Raw genomic sequence first — 15,893 nt, 5'->3', positions numbered from 1 at the left:
ATTTGTAGGCCGGATAAGCGTAAGCGCATCCGGCACTAGCGCACAATTACAAAATGATACGCTCCCCGGCACTAAAATCCATTACGTCTCCCGCCCAATCGATGGGATATAACCCTTTCGTGACATCGCGATGAAACGTTGAGAATGGCCAATCACTTACTTGCTTTACCCAGCCATGTTTTACTGGATTTATATAAATATAATCAACATGATGGCGATAGTCTTTGGTATTGCGGATGGCGTGCTCCCAAAAACGCGGTTGCCAGATATTTTGCAATCCACAAGCATGGGTGAATTGCTTTTTAATCTCCCGCCAGCGAGAAGAAAAATCATCATCGCTCTCGGGTAATGTCCAGATACAGTGCATATGCTCCGGCAAAACTACCCAGGCGTTAATTTCAAAAGGTCTGGCTCGCTTAACTTTAACAATGGCGTTACGGAGCATCTGATACTGGGTGGTCAAAAGCTGGCTTCGACGATTCCGTAAATTTACCGTGAAAAACCAGGTTCCCCCCCTTGATGTAATAACGACGATATTCAGACATAGCGACTCCTTTTTCTCAACGGTAAGAAGAAAAGGAAAAGTCGACAATGAGGTTATGTTATATCGGGAAAGCAGCTCGCAAAAATGCACAGATTTGTAGGCATGATAAGACGCGCCAGCGTCGCATCAGGCATCGGAGCACAATTGCCGGATGCGGCGTAAACGCCTTATCCGTCCTACAAAATCGTATCTTCCGTCAAAATCCGCCGAGCACCTAAAAAATGGTCCTGCCAGAAAGGTTCAGCTAACCGGCTTATCCGAATGGTTTCGCCGGTACGTGGCGACTCGATAAATTGCCCATCGCCCAGATACACGCCCATATGATCGGCTATCTCGCGGCTGTGGATATGGAAAAACAGCAAATCTCCCCGGCGCAGGTCGTTATTCGCCACAATCGTTGCCCGATGGTAGTGATACATCTCATTGGCCGTGCGCGGGAGCTTCGCCTCGAGAATTTTGTTGTAGGCATAAAAAACCAACCCGCTGCAGTCGAAGCCTTTATCAGGCCGCGTGCCGCCCCAGACGTAAGGCTTACCAAGCTGTTGCTCCAGGCGGTGGATCGCCACTTCGGTGATATTGTGCAGGTGGTCGCTGCTTAAGAAATGGTTGTTTTCTGCCAACGCCTGCCAGCGTCTGTCACTCGACTTGAGCGGCGCAGGAAACCATTCTGGATGCTGTTTTATCTGCTCGCGGTTGTGCTGGCGCAGCGCCCTTCTGCTTTGTGCGTTCCCTTCTACAATGTAGCTGGCCTGTTTTTTCAGATGCGCGTGGTATCGCTTTAGCAATCGCGCACGGTTTTGCATCCGCTGGCGGGCGGCGTAACTGAAGGAGGTGTGTGATGCGGGAGTGGCGTTGGCAAATATAGGAAGCCAAAGGGACAAAAAAAACACGCCCAGGCGCAGAAATCTGCCATGAGAGAACGAATACATGAAGGATATAAACTGGCTGAATGAAGGTGATAATTTTAAAGGAGCGGGTGGGTAAATAGGATTATTAATCGCTTATTTGCATATTACTATTGCAGTTTCATAACCTTAGGAAATAAGTAATAAATCCGCTATACAGCCGCTTTTCGGACTTTTGAAAATCGCCCTTTATGCTAAATTTGTAAACCCAGCACCGACAGGCTTGCGTAAAACTCTTTTGGTGCTAATGTGAGCCTTCCAAATCCAGACTATTCCGATTTGGGATCTATTTTGCCGCCCTGGCGTGTGTAACCGTTTTATCAAGGAATAAGCAGTATGCGTAAAATCGCATTAATTCTTGCGATGTTGTTGATCCCGTGCGTTTCGTTTGCCAGTTTGCTGGGCAGCGGTAGTTCCACCACGCCAGTGAGCAAAGAGTATAAGCAGCAGTTGATGGGCTCCCCTGTCTACATCCAAATCTTCAAGGAAGAGCGCACGCTCGATCTCTACGTCAAAATGGGCGAGCAATATCAATTACTCGACAGCTACAAAATTTGTAAATATTCCGGCGGGTTAGGCCCCAAACAGCGTCAGGGCGATTTCAAAAGTCCGGAAGGGTTTTATAGCGTTCAGCGTAATCAATTAAAACCAGACAGCCGTTACTACAAAGCAATTAATATTGGTTTCCCCAACGCCTATGACCGCGCGCATGGTTACGAAGGGAAATACCTGATGATTCACGGCGATTGTGTTTCTATCGGTTGCTACGCGATGACCAATCAGGGTATTGATGAGATTTTCCAGTTCGTTACTGGCGCACTGGTGTTTGGTCAGCCGAGTGTGCAGGTGAGCATTTATCCTTTCCGCATGACCGACGCCAATATGAAGCGCCATAAGTATTCCAACTTTAAGGACTTCTGGGAACAACTGAAGCCGGGCTACGACTACTTTGAACAGACTCGTAAGCCACCGACGGTTTCTGTCGTCAATGGCCGTTACGTGGTCAGCAAGCCGTTGAGCCACGAAGTGGTGCAACCACAACTGGCATCAAACTACACGCTCCCCGAGGCAAAATAAGCGCCATTCGCCTGGCATAATCTTTTGCCAGGTTTCATTGCCCGTCAGCGGCTGAGTTGCAATCACCGTGACCACATCATTCGGTGTGGTCTGCGAGCTGAAGTCGATTTCCACATCCTGATCCAGCAACGTTGCCACGCCAAACGGCGCGCGGCGGGTGATCCAGTGCAGATTGGTTGAACAATACGCCATCACGTAACGTCCGTCCGAAAGCAGCATGTTGAAGACGCCCTTCTGCCGCAGTTCATCCGCCAGTGAGGCGATATATTTAAATACCGCCACCATGTTGCCCGGTGTGCGCGGATAACGCTGCGTCAATTTATACAACAACCAGCAGAAGGCTTTTTCGCTGTCGGTTTCGCCCACCGGGCGAAAGTTGCCGGTTTCCAGTGATTTATAGCCCGTCAGTTGCCCATTATGCGCATACGTCCAGTTGCGTCCCCACAGTTCACGGGTAAACGGGTGAGTATTTTCCAGCGCCACCTCGCCCCGATTCGCCTGGCGAATATGAGCGATTACCGAGCAGGATTTTATCGGATAGTCCTGAACCAGTTTGGCGATGGGGGAATTAAAGCTGGGTTGTGGATCTTTAAATGTGCGACAACCTTTGCCTTCGTAAAAAGTGATTCCCCAGCCATCTTTATGCGGCCCGGTTCCACCACCGCGCTGCACAAGCCCAGTGAAACTAAAGCAGATATCGGTTGGGACGTTGGCGCTCATCCCGAGCAGTTCGCACATCGGTAACCTCCACAACAGCAGGGGGATGCCCCCGGCGAAGATTGGTTTAAGGATTTTCTGGCCGGACGCGGCGTAAACGTTTTATCCGGCCTACAGTTCGGGTACAGATTTGTAGGCATGATAAGACGCGTCAGCGTCGCATCAGGCATCAGCGCACAAATGCCGGATGCGGCGTAAACGCCTTATCCGGCCTACGCCAGACTTACTTAGCCATCTCTTTTTCGATTAACTGGATCAGAATATGGATCACTTTAATGTGAATTTCCTGAATACGGTCGGCATAGCCAAAGTGCGGAACGCGAATTTCAATATCCGCTGTGCCAGCCATTTTGCCGCCGTCTTTACCGGTCAGGGTGATCACTTTCATCCCCTTCTCACGCGCCGCCGCGATCGCTTTGATCACGTTTGCAGAGTTACCGGAAGTGGAGATCCCCAGCAGCACGTCACCTTCGCGACCTACCGCTTCAACGTAGCGGGAGAAAATATCGTTAAATCCAAAATCGTTACCGACGCAGGTGATGTGGCTGACATCAGAAATGGCAATCGCCGGATAGCCCGGACGGTTTTCACGGTAACGACCGGTCAACTCTTCTGCAAAGTGCATAGCATCGCAATGGGAACCGCCGTTGCCGCAGGAAAGCACCTTACCACCGGCTTTAAAGCTGTCTGCTAACAGGACCGCCGCGCGCTGAATGGCGTGAATATTGGCGTCATCTTTTAAAAAGTTAGCCAGCGTTTCCGCCGCTTCGTTCAGTTCGTTACGAATAAGATCCTGGTACATGAGGATATCCTTCAGCATAAATTAAATAGACAAAATGCAGTGTACCGGATACCGCCAGAAGCGAGAAGTCCAGGGCAGCGCAATGGCCAGGACTTTTTGACCTGAAGTGGGGATAAAAACAGCAACAATGTGAGCTTTGTTGTAATTATATTGTAAATACATTGCTAAATATTTTTACATCTACTACAACCATATCATCACAAGTGGTCAGACCTCCTACAAGTAAGGGGCTTTTCGTTATGATGATTTTGAGTATTCTCGCTACGGGTGTCCTGCTCGGCGCGTTGTTTTATCACCGCGTGAGCTTATTTTTCAGCAGTCTGCTTTTGCTCGCCTGGACAGCCGCCCTCGGCGTCGCAGGTCTGTGGTCGGCGTGGGTACTGGTGCCTCTGGCCATTATCCTCGTGCCGTTTAACTTTGCGCCTATGCGTAAATCGATGATTTCTGCGCCGGTGTTTCGTGGTTTCCGTAAGGTGATGCCGCCGATGTCGCGCACCGAGAAAGAAGCGATTGATGCAGGCACCACCTGGTGGGAAGGTGACTTGTTCCAGGGCAAACCGGACTGGAAAAAGCTGCATAACTATCCACAACCACGCCTGACTGCTGAAGAGCAAGCGTTTATCGACGGTCCGGTAGAAGAAGCCTGCCGGATGGCAAATGATTTCCAGATTACGCATGAGCTGGCGGATCTGCCGCCGGAGCTGTGGGCATATCTGAAAGAGCATCGTTTCTTTGCGATGATCATCAAAAAAGAGTACGGCGGGCTGGAGTTCTCGGCTTATGCCCAGTCTCGCGTGCTGCAAAAGCTCTCTGGCGTGAGCGGGATCCTGGCGATTACCGTCGGCGTGCCGAACTCATTAGGTCCGGGCGAACTGCTGCAACATTACGGTACTGACGAGCAGAAAAATCACTATCTGCCACGTCTGGCGCGTGGTCAGGAGATCCCTTGCTTTGCACTGACCAGCCCGGAAGCGGGTTCCGATGCGGGTGCGATTCCAGATACCGGGATTGTCTGCATGGGTGAATGGCAGGGGCAGCAGGTGCTGGGAATGCGTCTGACCTGGAACAAACGCTACATTACGCTGGCACCGATTGCGACCGTGCTCGGACTGGCGTTTAAGCTCTCTGATCCAGAAAAACTGCTCGGCGGTGATGAAGATTTAGGTATTACCTGTGCACTAATCCCAACCACCACGCCGGGCGTGGAAATTGGTCGTCGCCACTTCCCGCTGAACGTGCCATTTCAGAACGGACCGACACGCGGCAAAGATGTTTTCGTACCGATCGATTACATTATCGGCGGCCCGAAAATGGCTGGGCAAGGCTGGCGGATGCTGGTGGAGTGTCTCTCGGTGGGCCGTGGCATCACCCTGCCTTCCAACTCAACCGGCGGCGTGAAGTCGGTGGCTCTGGCAACCGGTGCGTATGCTCACATTCGTCGTCAGTTCAAAATCTCTATCGGTAAGATGGAAGGGATTGAAGAGCCGCTGGCGCGTATTGCCGGGAACGCCTACGTAATGGATGCTGCGGCATCGCTGATTACCTACGGCATTATGCTCGGTGAAAAACCCGCCGTGCTGTCGGCTATCGTTAAGTATCACTGTACCCATCGCGGGCAGCAGTCGATTATTGATGCGATGGATATCACCGGCGGTAAAGGCATTATGCTCGGGCAGAGCAACTTCCTGGCACGAGCTTACCAGGGCGCGCCGATCGCCATCACCGTTGAAGGTGCCAACATTCTGACCCGCAGCATGATGATCTTCGGTCAGGGAGCGATTCGTTGCCATCCGTATGTGCTGGAAGAGATGGAAGCGGCGAAAAATAATGACGTTAACGCATTTGATAAGTTGCTGTTCAAACATATCGGTCACGTCGGTAGCAACAAAGTTCGCAGCTTCTGGCTGGGCCTGACGCGCGGTTTAACCAGCAGCACGCCAACCGGCGATGCCACTAAACGCTACTATCAGCATCTTAACCGCCTGAGCGCTAACCTCGCCCTGCTTTCTGATGTCTCGATGGCGGTGCTGGGCGGCAGCCTGAAACGTCGTGAACGTATCTCGGCACGTCTGGGGGATATTTTAAGTCAGCTTTACCTCGCCTCCGCCGTTCTGAAGCGTTATGACGATGAAGGCCGCAATGAAGCTGACCTGCCGCTGGTGCACTGGGGCGTACAGGATGCACTGTATCAGGCTGAACAGGCGATGGACGATTTACTGCAAAACTTCCCGAACCGCGTGGTTGCCGGGTTGCTGAATGTGGTGATCTTCCCGACCGGACGTCATTATCTGGCACCGTCTGACAAGCTGGATCATAAAGTGGCGAAGATTTTACAAGTGCCAAACGCCACCCGTTCACGCATTGGCCGCGGTCAGTATCTGACGCCGAGCGAGCATAATCCGGTTGGTTTGCTGGAAGAGGCACTGGTGGATGTGATTGCCGCCGACCCCATTCATCAGCGCATCTGTAAAGAGCTGGGTAAAAACCTGCCATTTACCCGTCTGGATGAACTGGCGCGCAACGCGCTGGCGAAGGGGCTGATTGATAAAGATGAAGCCGCCATTCTGGTAAAAGCAGAAGAGAGCCGTCTGCGCAGTATTAACGTTGATGACTTTGACCCGGAAGAGCTGGCGACGAAGCCGGTAAAGTTGCCGGAGAAAGTACGGAAAGTTGAAGCCGCGTAATGCCGAAAGGTTTCATTTGAGACTGATGACAAACGTAAGATTGCCTGATGCGCTACGCTTATCAGGCCTACGTGATTCATGCAATATATTGAATTTTCACGATTTTGCAGGACGGATAAGGCGTTCACGCCGCATCCGGCATGAACAACGCGTACTTTGTCAACAATCAGAACGGAGCCGAAAGGCTCCGTTTCTTTATCCGCTAATTATTTAAAATTAAAGCCATCCGGATGGTTTTCCAGGCTGCCGGTCAACGCTGCAAACAGCACCGTTTTACCATCAATCGAGAGCGCATCGTTCACATTTAGCCAGGTGAGCTTCTCTTGCGACGTTTTCTCATCAATGGTCGAGAACAACCCCGTCATCTGATTAGATTTCTCGGACCACATCACCGCAATACGTTGCGAGCCGCAGTCATGCGGTTTGCACGCAGTCATCACCTGATACGTCTCATCTCCCAACGTCACTGTTTGCGCGGGGGTATAAGTACCGCCTTTTATCACCCAGGCGGGCAACTTATGCCCTTCCACCATCTGATTAAACGCTGCTTTGGTGGCTTCACCCTTTGCCAGGCTGCTAATGGTTAAATCATCCTGCGCCATTGCACTGGTGGCGATGACCAAAGCGGCGACTGTCGTTATTGCCTTAAACATCATTCCTCCCGAGCTTATCCTGCCCATGTTATTAACGCCCTAAAGATTGGCTATAACACAGTAATTTGCAAATAAGATATTTCCAATATCAGCATTTGTTATCAATCTCTACCGCAGTAAGGTAATAACCCGATAAAGTGTTAAAGTTATAAAACCCCTCAAATAAAGGAGTTGTACACCGTGCCTGGTTTGAAGATTACGCTTTTGCAGCAACCGTTGGTGTGGATGGATGGTCCTGCCAACCTGCGCCATTTTGATCGTCAACTGGAAGGTATTACCGGGCGCGATGTGATCGTTCTACCGGAGATGTTTACCAGCGGCTTTGCCATGGAAGCTGCGGTTTCATCGCTAGCGCAAGATGATGTTGTGAACTGGATGACCGCTAAAGCGCAACAGTGCAATGCGCTGATTGCAGGCAGTGTTGCATTGCAAACGGACGCTGGTTCGGTTAATCGATTTTTGCTGGTAGAGCCAGGCGGCACGGTGCATTTTTATGATAAACGTCATCTGTTCCGGATGGCGGATGAACATCTGCATTATAAAGCAGGCAATGAGCGAGTGATTGTGCAATGGCGCGGCTGGCGTATTTTGCCGCTGGTGTGCTACGACCTGCGCTTTCCGGTGTGGTCGCGCAATCTCAATGATTATGACCTCGCAATCTACGTTGCCAACTGGCCTGCCCCGCGCTCTTTGCACTGGCAAGCATTGCTGACGGCCCGCGCGATTGAGAATCAGGCGTATGTCGCGGGATGTAATCGCGTCGGCAGCGATGGCAACGGCTGCCACTATCGCGGCGACAGCCGGGTGATTAATCCGCAAGGCGAGATTATCGCCACCGCCGAACCACATCAGGCTACGCGTATAGACGCTGAACTTTCGATGGTGGCGTTACGGGAGTATCGCGAAAAATTCCCGGCATGGCAGGATGCGGATGAGTTCAGGTTGTGGTGAAATCAGCGCCAGATAGGTGAGAGAAGCGGGAGTTGAGATCGGCACGAACCTTACCGTGAAGATCTCGGAGGGATGCCTAAGCCTGATCGCTGAAAGCGACGAAGTACAGGAACTGAGGAAGGAAATTTATCAGGTTAAACAGGTGGTTAAGGGGATGCGGGACGGGATGTTTAGTGTGCTGAACGAGAGTTAAATAATAAAAAGCCGGCAAGATAATGATTAACGACAGCTAATCTGGTTTCGAGAGAATATTTTGGCTTTGCCATAAAAAACTGCACCTTAATCAGTTGGGTGTCCAACTTTTGGGGTGCAGTCCAAAGTTTTAAAACCTTCCCGGCTTTTTATTCTGTCTTATTATAATGGATACTCATCATCTTCCGATGAATTTATAAATTGCTCCAAGTTTACATGAAGAGTACTTAACCTAGCTTTTAACTCATTAAGTGAAGCGATAACTTCATATTTTCCAACATAATCATATGATGGATCGTATTCATTATCTATGTCAGAAGCTAAAAATGATGATATTCGTAGTTTAAATTTAGCGTCATCTTTACTACATTCATTAGCATAAGGTGAATGCCCTATCATAGCATATTCATCTAATCTAAAAGGATAAGATGGTTTTAATTCATCGATCAATGAAATTTCAACCCATGTTCTATATCCAGGCATTAATGGACTAATTTCTTTGAGCAAAACCTTTCCACGTAACAATGTATTGAGATTGTTCATTATTATGTCTCCCACGGGAAAAATATATGTATAACACTCCCATCATGTTGATGAACTTGTAAATGTGGTAAATCACCATCAGGATTTCCTGGCCCATGACCTGATACTCTATATGGAGGTTTTGTTACAGAAGGATCTTTTATATCATCCCAATGATATGAACCTGCTTTTGTTTTATTTCCAGTAAGATATTCCATTAAGTTCTTAGTGCTTGGGCCTGACTCACCTGTCATATTTTTATAGTTATGACCTAAATATCTATCCATAAACAATTGTTCAGCGTCACTTCTAGACCTAACAGTAACTTTGGTTTCACCACTATCTAATAAACGATTCGCTTTTTGGTTGCTAACAGCACATGGAGTTAATCCAAGCGGATCAATATATTTAAGAGGATTAGGCGCATAAGCATACTGGTTCAGCCCACCCGCCAGCCCTATCGGATCCTGGCTGATAAACCGCCCACACTCCGGCGCATAATATCTGAACAGATTGTAATGCAGCCCCGTTTCTTCGTCAAAGTACTGCCCCGGCAGCCGCAGCGGCTGTTCAAAGTACGCCCCGCTGTTGCTGATGTCGCCCCGGTTTTCTCCGAACCCCGCCTGGTAGCCCGCCCACACCAGTGTTCCGTCCGATGCGCTCACCTCCTGTACCGTGCCCGTCAGGTCCGTGTGGTAATACCAGATTTTCCGGCTTTCTCCGCGCCCGGTGATGGCCGCCACCGGCGTGTACGGCTGTTCCGCGTCGTACAGGTACGTCCGCTTTCCCTGCCACGTTGTCTCCTGCAACAGCCGGAATCCTTCCCACACAAACGTCGTCCGCCGCTGTTCCCTCTGGTTCGTATGGCGGCCATACGTCGCCTTGCTGATACGCCTGCCCAGCGCATCGTACTGATACCGCGTCTCGCTGTTGCTGCTGATGACCCGCGTTAACTGACCCTGTGCGTTCCACTCCAGTTGCTGTTCTCGCCGCTCTGTCAGTTCACCCCATTCGTTATAGCGGTAACGGTCACGCCCGTAGCCCGGCAGGCGGTTGTCCATCACCGCTCCCTGATATTCATCCGTCAGCAGGTTGCCTGCTTTGTCGTAATAATAATGGTCATGGTCGTACATCTGCCCCGTACGACCGGTCAGCCAGCCGCTCCGGTCATAGCTGAACACCAGGCAGCCACGCAGTTTGTCGTTAATGCCGCTGACTTCACCGTCTGCGTTCCAGATGTAATCCCGCCCCGTCACGCTGTCGCTCTGTGTCGGGGGATTTCCGGCCTGTTGCGGACTCCGGCTGCCGCCTGGCAGGCTGCGCTGCCAGCTTAACCGGTTGTCGGCGTTGTAGCCGCTGAACGTCGTCAGCGCCCCCTGGGTGCGCATCACCTGGCGGTGCAGACTGTCACGCTCATATTCACTGACCGTGATACCATCCAGCGCCGTCTGGAGCAGATGCCCGCTGCCGTAGTAAAGATGGCTGAGGTGCTGCCCGTCCGGCAGGGTAATATCGGTGGGGTTGCCCAGCGCGTCGCGCTGATATTTTATGCTGCCGTGTACGCTGTGCTCTGCCGTCAGCCACCCGCTGCGGTCATACGCGAAGCGCACCCTGTCCGCCTGCATGTGGTGCAGACGCTCACCTTCTTCCGTGGGGGTGAGCGTCACCTCCGTTATCTGGTCAAGACGGTTGTAGCTGAAGGTCCGTGTACTGTGCTGCGTGTCACTGCGCAGCAGGCGACCCAGCACATCACGCTGCTGTTTCTCATTGCGCACCCCGCCTTCTGTACCCTGCGTCTGGATGATGACCGGATACCCGCCCGCATTCAGCGCAAACATCCGTATCAGGCCGTCCGGGCGCTGTTCTCCCGTCAGTCGTCCATCCGCATCGTGACTGAACCGGTAAAGCGCCCCGTTGCCGTTGCTCAGGCTGGCAATCCACCCCTCCGCAGTGTAATGCCAGCGCGTCTCCCGTTTCTCTTCATCCGTGTGGAGCGTCAACAGCCCCCGCGGCGTATACTGCCAACTCTGTATACTGCCCGTAAGACGACGGTGGCTGCTCAGTAATCCCAGCGCGTTCCAGGTGTAACGGTCCTGCTGTTTGCCCGGATGGCTAACTGTCTCCGGCTGTCCCAGACGGTTATAGCTGATGTGTACCGTTTTCCCTTCCGCGTCCGTCACCGCCGTCAGGTTGCCGTCTTCATCGTATTCATAACCCGTGGCGCGCCCTGAACAGTCGGTGTAACGCACCAGTTGACCGCGCGCATCGTGCACCAGCGCAACCAGGCCGCCCCTCGCATCCGTGCGGCTGACTGCCAGCCCCTGTTCATCATACCCGTAGCGCGTGACGCGTCCTTCCGGGTCTGTTTCCTGTATTACCTGACCGTGTTCGTTGTAACCCGCTTTCCACACATGGTCGTCATCCAGCGCACGACGAGTGATTTCATCAAAACTGCCGTTCCACTGCGTCTGTGTCACCCGGCCTGCCGGATCCGTCTCTTTCACCACCCGACTCAGGGTGTCGTATTCCAGCGTTACCCTGCGTTCGCCGGGGAGTTCAACTGCTACGGGAAAATGGTTTTCGTTGTACGTGAAGCGGTACATCCTCCCGCCCGCCGTCCGGTGCGCAGTCACATACGTCTGTTCATCAAACCACCACTGCCACTTATGCCCCGGCCTGCCGGTAACCACCGTCTGCCCGCCAGCAAAATCATAGCGGAACCGGTAATCCTCGCCATCGCTGGTCGAGTGCTCCACCACCCTGGGAACCCCCTCAATCTCTTCCCAGCGGTAGGTACAGGTGAAGCCTGTCGCGTTGCGGTGCTCTGCCATCAGGCCATTTTCATAGGCGAACTGCCGCACTGCCACACCGGCCCGGTTCACCACACCGGTCAGTTGCCCGTTATTGTCGTAACGATATTCCACCAGGTTACCGGGACGTCCTCCCTTCACCAGTTCAATATGCGAAAGTCTTTCCCCCGCCGGGGTCATTGTGCGGTGCAATAACAGATGGTGCCCGCTGCTGGAAGCCACCCGCACCAGCCTGCCGTTCTCTCGCCCGAAAGCTATACGCTGTCGGTAGGGCGTCTCCATAAAAAGTAACGGTGCGACGCCGTGGTCATCAAATTCATCAAATATGTAATAGCTGCGGTCGGTGTAATGCAGTACATAGCGTCCGTCATGCAGGCGGCTCAGGTAAAACTGCTCTTCCGGATCGAATATCTGGTGCCCCGGCGTCAGCATGTCTTTCGGATAACTTAACTCACGCCCCTAGCCGCCAATCAGAGTGATATATTTCTCATCGGTGCGCAGGGTTATTTCCCAGTTCAGCCGCCATCCTTTGCCCAGTAGCCCCTCAGTTTCCAGATGGCTGGCATAAAAGCGCGAACAGGTAACAGGCAGGCGGCCCGGCAGGGTGAAATCCGTTTCCGGCAGCAGAATTTTTTGCCCGGTAGTTACATCAACCGGGTTGCTGAACAATCCCATAGCGGCCTCGGAAATGCCCATCCCGGCAATTTCGCCACCAATAAATTTTGCCGCGCATTTTGTGCCAAATTTCGAGCCCATCTTTGTCGCCTGACGCGAGGTTCCAGCCAGCCCCCCCAGCATTCCGGCGACCACATACAGCACATCCACAACCTGACGCAGCCAGTCCGGGATTTCCGGGCTGATTTCCAGTACCGTCTGCGTACCGCCGCCGAGAAAGACATTGGGGGAGCCATCCTCAATCACCGCATCACATTCAGTATGATCATCTTTTCGGGCGGCAGGCTGACTGTTGATGTAGATGTTGCCGGAACCCTGGGCAATGCGGATTTCCGGAGAATGGTCTTCGCATATCACCGTACTCAGTACGGCGCGCGCGGCCGGGCGACTGTTAGTTCTGACATTATCAGATCCGGTCAGAATTTTTCCTGCTGTGGAATGTATCGAGCGCCCGATGGCCTCCCCAAGTTGCAGGACTCCGGAAGCGATCTGATCAGCCAGAAATCCCAGAACAAGTCCGGCAAAAAAACCACAGGTAGCAAAAGCAAAGCTGGCGGCGGCAATAATGGCAATGCCAATGATGGCCCCTATCAAAAAACCGGCAAGGGCGCTGGTGTGGTAGATAGGATCATCCACCCGTGCGGCTTCATACATGATAAAACCTCCCTGTTTTTTAGTTTTTAGCAGGCTGAAAACTGGTCAACCATGCAGTCCATAGCTGGTCGGTGTGCTCATCAAAAGGGCGCTGACTGGTCAGCGTCAACACCAGTACCTTTGCTGACCCGGTGATAAACCCGGCCTGACGCTGATACACTTCTGTTTTTCCAGAACGGTGGGTGGCGAGGATCTGCTCACCTGTCATGGCATCTTCGCCGGCTCCCGCCAGTGCCGTTCCCCGCGAAAGTACCCGATGCTGGCCAAGGTTTTTTTTCATCAATGCTATCTGGCGATCAATGTAGGTCGTCAGGTTTTCCTCTGGCCTGAGCGTGTCGCGGGAAATATTCAGGCTGGGTGATGCTCTCTCATTGCCCGACGGGACGAAGATATTGACGGTGCGGTCAAGAAAAGTTTCAGGCAGGGCAAAGCTGCCCTCCTGAATACGGTAAAGGCTGGTCATAGAAAAAATTCCTTTTATATTTTTTATTCAGAAGCGTCCGGGGTAGGTAACGGGGCAATATCATCCGCAGTCATGGCTTTGCCGCCATCCGGGTTCATATCAATTCCACTGCCAATGAGTTGCATAACATCGCTGGTGTGCAGTAAAAGTTGTTTTCCGCAAAACTTAATCGAGCCATCCTTGTGTAATACAAGCGCTGCATTGCCGCAGCGAAGGGTAAATTGATCGACAACGTCCAGACGATATGTCGTTCCGACATTGATGGTTTGGGCCTGTTTGACGGAAAGCCCATCATTTTTTGTGATGGTGGCATTGCGGTCTTCTCCCACGCTGATGGTTTCATTTTTAACAATGGTTTTTGTGCGATCGACCATGACTGTATGCGTTTCATTGTTTTTTACCGTAGTATTCAGGTCTTTTTCCGCGTGGAACTTCACTTCTTCCGCACCCGTTTTGTCATCAAAGCGCAGCATGTTTCCGTTCGTCGGCCCGCCCTTTAACGAGTGACTGAATATCCCGCTCTGCGACGCCATGCCCGGTAGCCCCCACGGTGGCATGGTGTCCTGGTTGTAGGTGCGCCCGATGATTATCGGTAAATCCGGGTCACCATTTTTAAAGTCCACCAGTACTTCCTGGCCGATGCGCGGGATCTGGATCATGCCGAATCCTTTCCCCGCCCACGGATAGCTGACACGGATCCAGCAGGAGCTGTTTTCGTCATTGTTACCGTAACGATCCCAGCCAAACTGCACCTTCACCCGCCCATATTTATCCGTCCAGATTTCCTGCCCCGCCGGGCCGGTGACGATGGCGCTCTGCGGGCCTTTGGTGTGGGGTTTGCTCAGGGTTCGCTGTGGACGGTAAACTTCGCTGGTGGGGTGCAGTTCAAACGTGGTGACATAGGTAAAATGCTGGTTCTGACCGCTGTGCTGCGCATTATCCCGTAAAAACAGCGTGGTCTGTACCAACAGGTAATCCTGGTTAACTTCTGCCGTCGGATGATTCATCAGCGTGAAGGTGTAGCCCGTCATGAGGGTACGGATATTTCCCGCCCCGCCAACACGGCTGCCGGGGCTGCGCTGTGCTTCCATACGAATGCGCGTCAGCATCTCACCTTCTCCCGTAGTGAAGTAATCACCAGGCCATTCGTAATGCTCATATTCAGCATGACCGGTATCGCGCGGACTAGCTACGGTACTTTTCAGCAGCGAACGTGGCTTCATAAAATCAAAATCGTCCAGCACCCACTTTCCAGTACGCAGCTTCTCACTGGCCGTAATGGTGTGGATAAACTCCTTATCCAGCTTCAGTCCTTCCTGGTGCCACTCCACCAGCGGCGAGTCCGGGCATGCTTTATGACCATTGATGGCATCAGCCAGCACCAGCGTGTGGCTGTTCTCACTGTGTTCAAACCACCAGTAAATCCCCCATTCCTGCATCAGGCGCTGAATGAAATCAAAGTCAGTTTCACCGTACTGTACCTGCCAGGCGCGGGGCGGATAATTTTCCACCAGCCGCTTTTCCACCGGAAAGGAATATTCATCCAGTACTTCACTGAGAATATCCACCACGGTTTTGTTCTGGAAAGCTTTGTAGTCACTGGTGTGGGTCAGCAGTTTCAGCCACGGTTCAATGCGTAATTCATACGTGACCGAACGTCCCTCATGGCCGACTACCCGCGCAGCGGTCACCAGCCCGCTGATATACCGTTTTCCGCCACCGTCCAGTTCGATACTGACGCACAGATCTCTGCCCACCATCGGCTTGAGCGGCAGATTGGCGGCGGGCGAAACGTAGCCCAGGTTCAGGGTGTCTGGAGTTTTAAGCTGCACAGTGTAGGAAAACAGATTTCCAAGCCCTTCCGAACCATTCATCCCCGCGAACAACAGCATCTGCGGTGGCACCGCACTACCGCTTACAGTGATGTTATGCGCCCCCAGTCCACCGGCTGCAAGCGACGCCACCGCATCCTGAACTGCGCCAGCCATATCCGAGATCCCTGCCGCCGCAGCGGCGGCCTGCGCTGCGGCTACCGCCGCTTTCACCAGTCCCGATGGTTCCGGCAGCGCACCAAACAGATCCGCTGCTGCCTGTTCTGCCATCTGTTCGGCTGCATCAGCTACATCTGTTGCGGCTGAACCTGCGCTTACAGCACTACTTTCTCCGGCTATTGGCGGCGTGGTGATGGCTGGCCCACCATTACTGCCAGATTTATTACCCGTAGATACAAAACTCATGATATTT

Annotated in this window: 10 protein-coding genes and 2 pseudogenes; 3 read left to right on the top strand and 9 right to left on the bottom strand. The window is 52.4% G+C overall.

The window, feature by feature from the left end:
• Positions 1–46: 46 nt before the first annotated feature.
• Together rayT and A1WG_RS08035 are read right to left on the bottom strand one after the other, a co-directional pair.
• A pseudogene (gene rayT / locus A1WG_RS0122065) lies at positions 47–545 on the bottom strand (REP-associated tyrosine transposase RayT).
• Positions 546–720: 175 nt separating this feature from the next.
• Positions 721–1,473, bottom strand: a complete 753-nt coding sequence (locus tag A1WG_RS08035) for a C40 family peptidase (RefSeq protein ID WP_001515776.1) — start codon at positions 1,471–1,473, stop codon at positions 721–723.
• A 312-nt stretch (positions 1,474–1,785) separates the two neighbouring features.
• Here A1WG_RS08035 and dpaA point away from each other — a divergent pair, with 312 nt between their 5' ends.
• Positions 1,786–2,526: a peptidoglycan meso-diaminopimelic acid protein amidase gene (dpaA, locus tag A1WG_RS08040; RefSeq protein ID WP_001225687.1), complete on the top strand. Its 741-nt coding sequence runs from the start codon at positions 1,786–1,788 to the stop codon at positions 2,524–2,526.
• On the opposite strand, the gene A1WG_RS08045 is transcribed toward dpaA, so the two are convergent.
• Both A1WG_RS08045 and lpcA read right to left on the bottom strand, forming a co-directional pair.
• The gene (locus tag A1WG_RS08045; RefSeq protein ID WP_001515775.1) at positions 2,497–3,264 is read right to left on the bottom strand and encodes a class II glutamine amidotransferase; all 768 of its coding nucleotides are present in this window, start codon (positions 3,262–3,264) and stop codon (positions 2,497–2,499) included. The genes dpaA and A1WG_RS08045 overlap by 30 nt on opposite strands.
• 202 nt (positions 3,265–3,466) lie before the next feature.
• The gene (gene lpcA, locus A1WG_RS08050) at positions 3,467–4,045 is read right to left on the bottom strand and encodes a D-sedoheptulose 7-phosphate isomerase (protein ID WP_000284053.1); all 579 of its coding nucleotides are present in this window, start codon (positions 4,043–4,045) and stop codon (positions 3,467–3,469) included.
• A 239-nt stretch (positions 4,046–4,284) separates the two neighbouring features.
• Here lpcA and fadE point away from each other — a divergent pair, with 239 nt between their 5' ends.
• Entirely contained in the window at positions 4,285–6,729 is a 2,445-nt protein-coding gene (gene fadE / locus A1WG_RS08055; RefSeq protein ID WP_001515774.1) for an acyl-CoA dehydrogenase FadE, read from the top strand.
• Positions 6,730–6,935: 206 nt separating this feature from the next.
• Here the strand turns inward: fadE and ivy are convergent, their stop codons facing one another.
• Positions 6,936–7,382, bottom strand: coding sequence for an Ivy family C-type lysozyme inhibitor (ivy, locus tag A1WG_RS08060; RefSeq protein ID WP_001515773.1), 447 nt, complete (start codon positions 7,380–7,382; stop codon positions 6,936–6,938).
• A 180-nt stretch (positions 7,383–7,562) separates the two neighbouring features.
• Here ivy and yafV point away from each other — a divergent pair, with 180 nt between their 5' ends.
• The gene (gene yafV / locus A1WG_RS08065; RefSeq protein ID WP_001118059.1) at positions 7,563–8,333 is read left to right on the top strand and encodes a 2-oxoglutaramate amidase; all 771 of its coding nucleotides are present in this window, start codon (positions 7,563–7,565) and stop codon (positions 8,331–8,333) included.
• Between the two features lie 354 nt (positions 8,334–8,687).
• On the opposite strand, the gene A1WG_RS08070 is transcribed toward yafV, so the two are convergent.
• From A1WG_RS08070 to A1WG_RS08080, 4 genes and pseudogenes are all read right to left on the bottom strand, one after another.
• A complete protein-coding gene (locus A1WG_RS08070; RefSeq protein WP_001515772.1) occupies positions 8,688–9,068 on the bottom strand; it encodes a hypothetical protein in 381 nt (126 codons plus the stop codon).
• A gap of 314 nt (positions 9,069–9,382) precedes the next feature.
• Positions 9,383–13,186 (bottom strand): annotated as a pseudogene (locus tag A1WG_RS24265) (RHS repeat-associated core domain-containing protein); the annotation flags it as partial.
• 19 nt (positions 13,187–13,205) lie between these two features.
• Complete coding sequence (locus A1WG_RS08075; RefSeq protein WP_000203117.1) at positions 13,206–13,649, bottom strand: DcrB-related protein; 444 nt, start codon at positions 13,647–13,649, stop codon at positions 13,206–13,208.
• A 23-nt stretch (positions 13,650–13,672) separates the two neighbouring features.
• Positions 13,673–15,886, bottom strand: coding sequence for a type VI secretion system Vgr family protein (locus A1WG_RS08080; protein WP_001515763.1), 2,214 nt, complete (start codon positions 15,884–15,886; stop codon positions 13,673–13,675).
• Positions 15,887–15,893 lie beyond the last annotated feature (7 nt).

The organism is Escherichia sp. KTE96 (genome assembly GCF_000408525.1).
Classification (GTDB): domain Bacteria; phylum Pseudomonadota; class Gammaproteobacteria; order Enterobacterales; family Enterobacteriaceae; genus Escherichia; species Escherichia marmotae.
The sequence above is the reverse complement of the archived record's forward strand: the minus strand, read 5'-3'. Positions and strand labels throughout refer to the sequence as shown.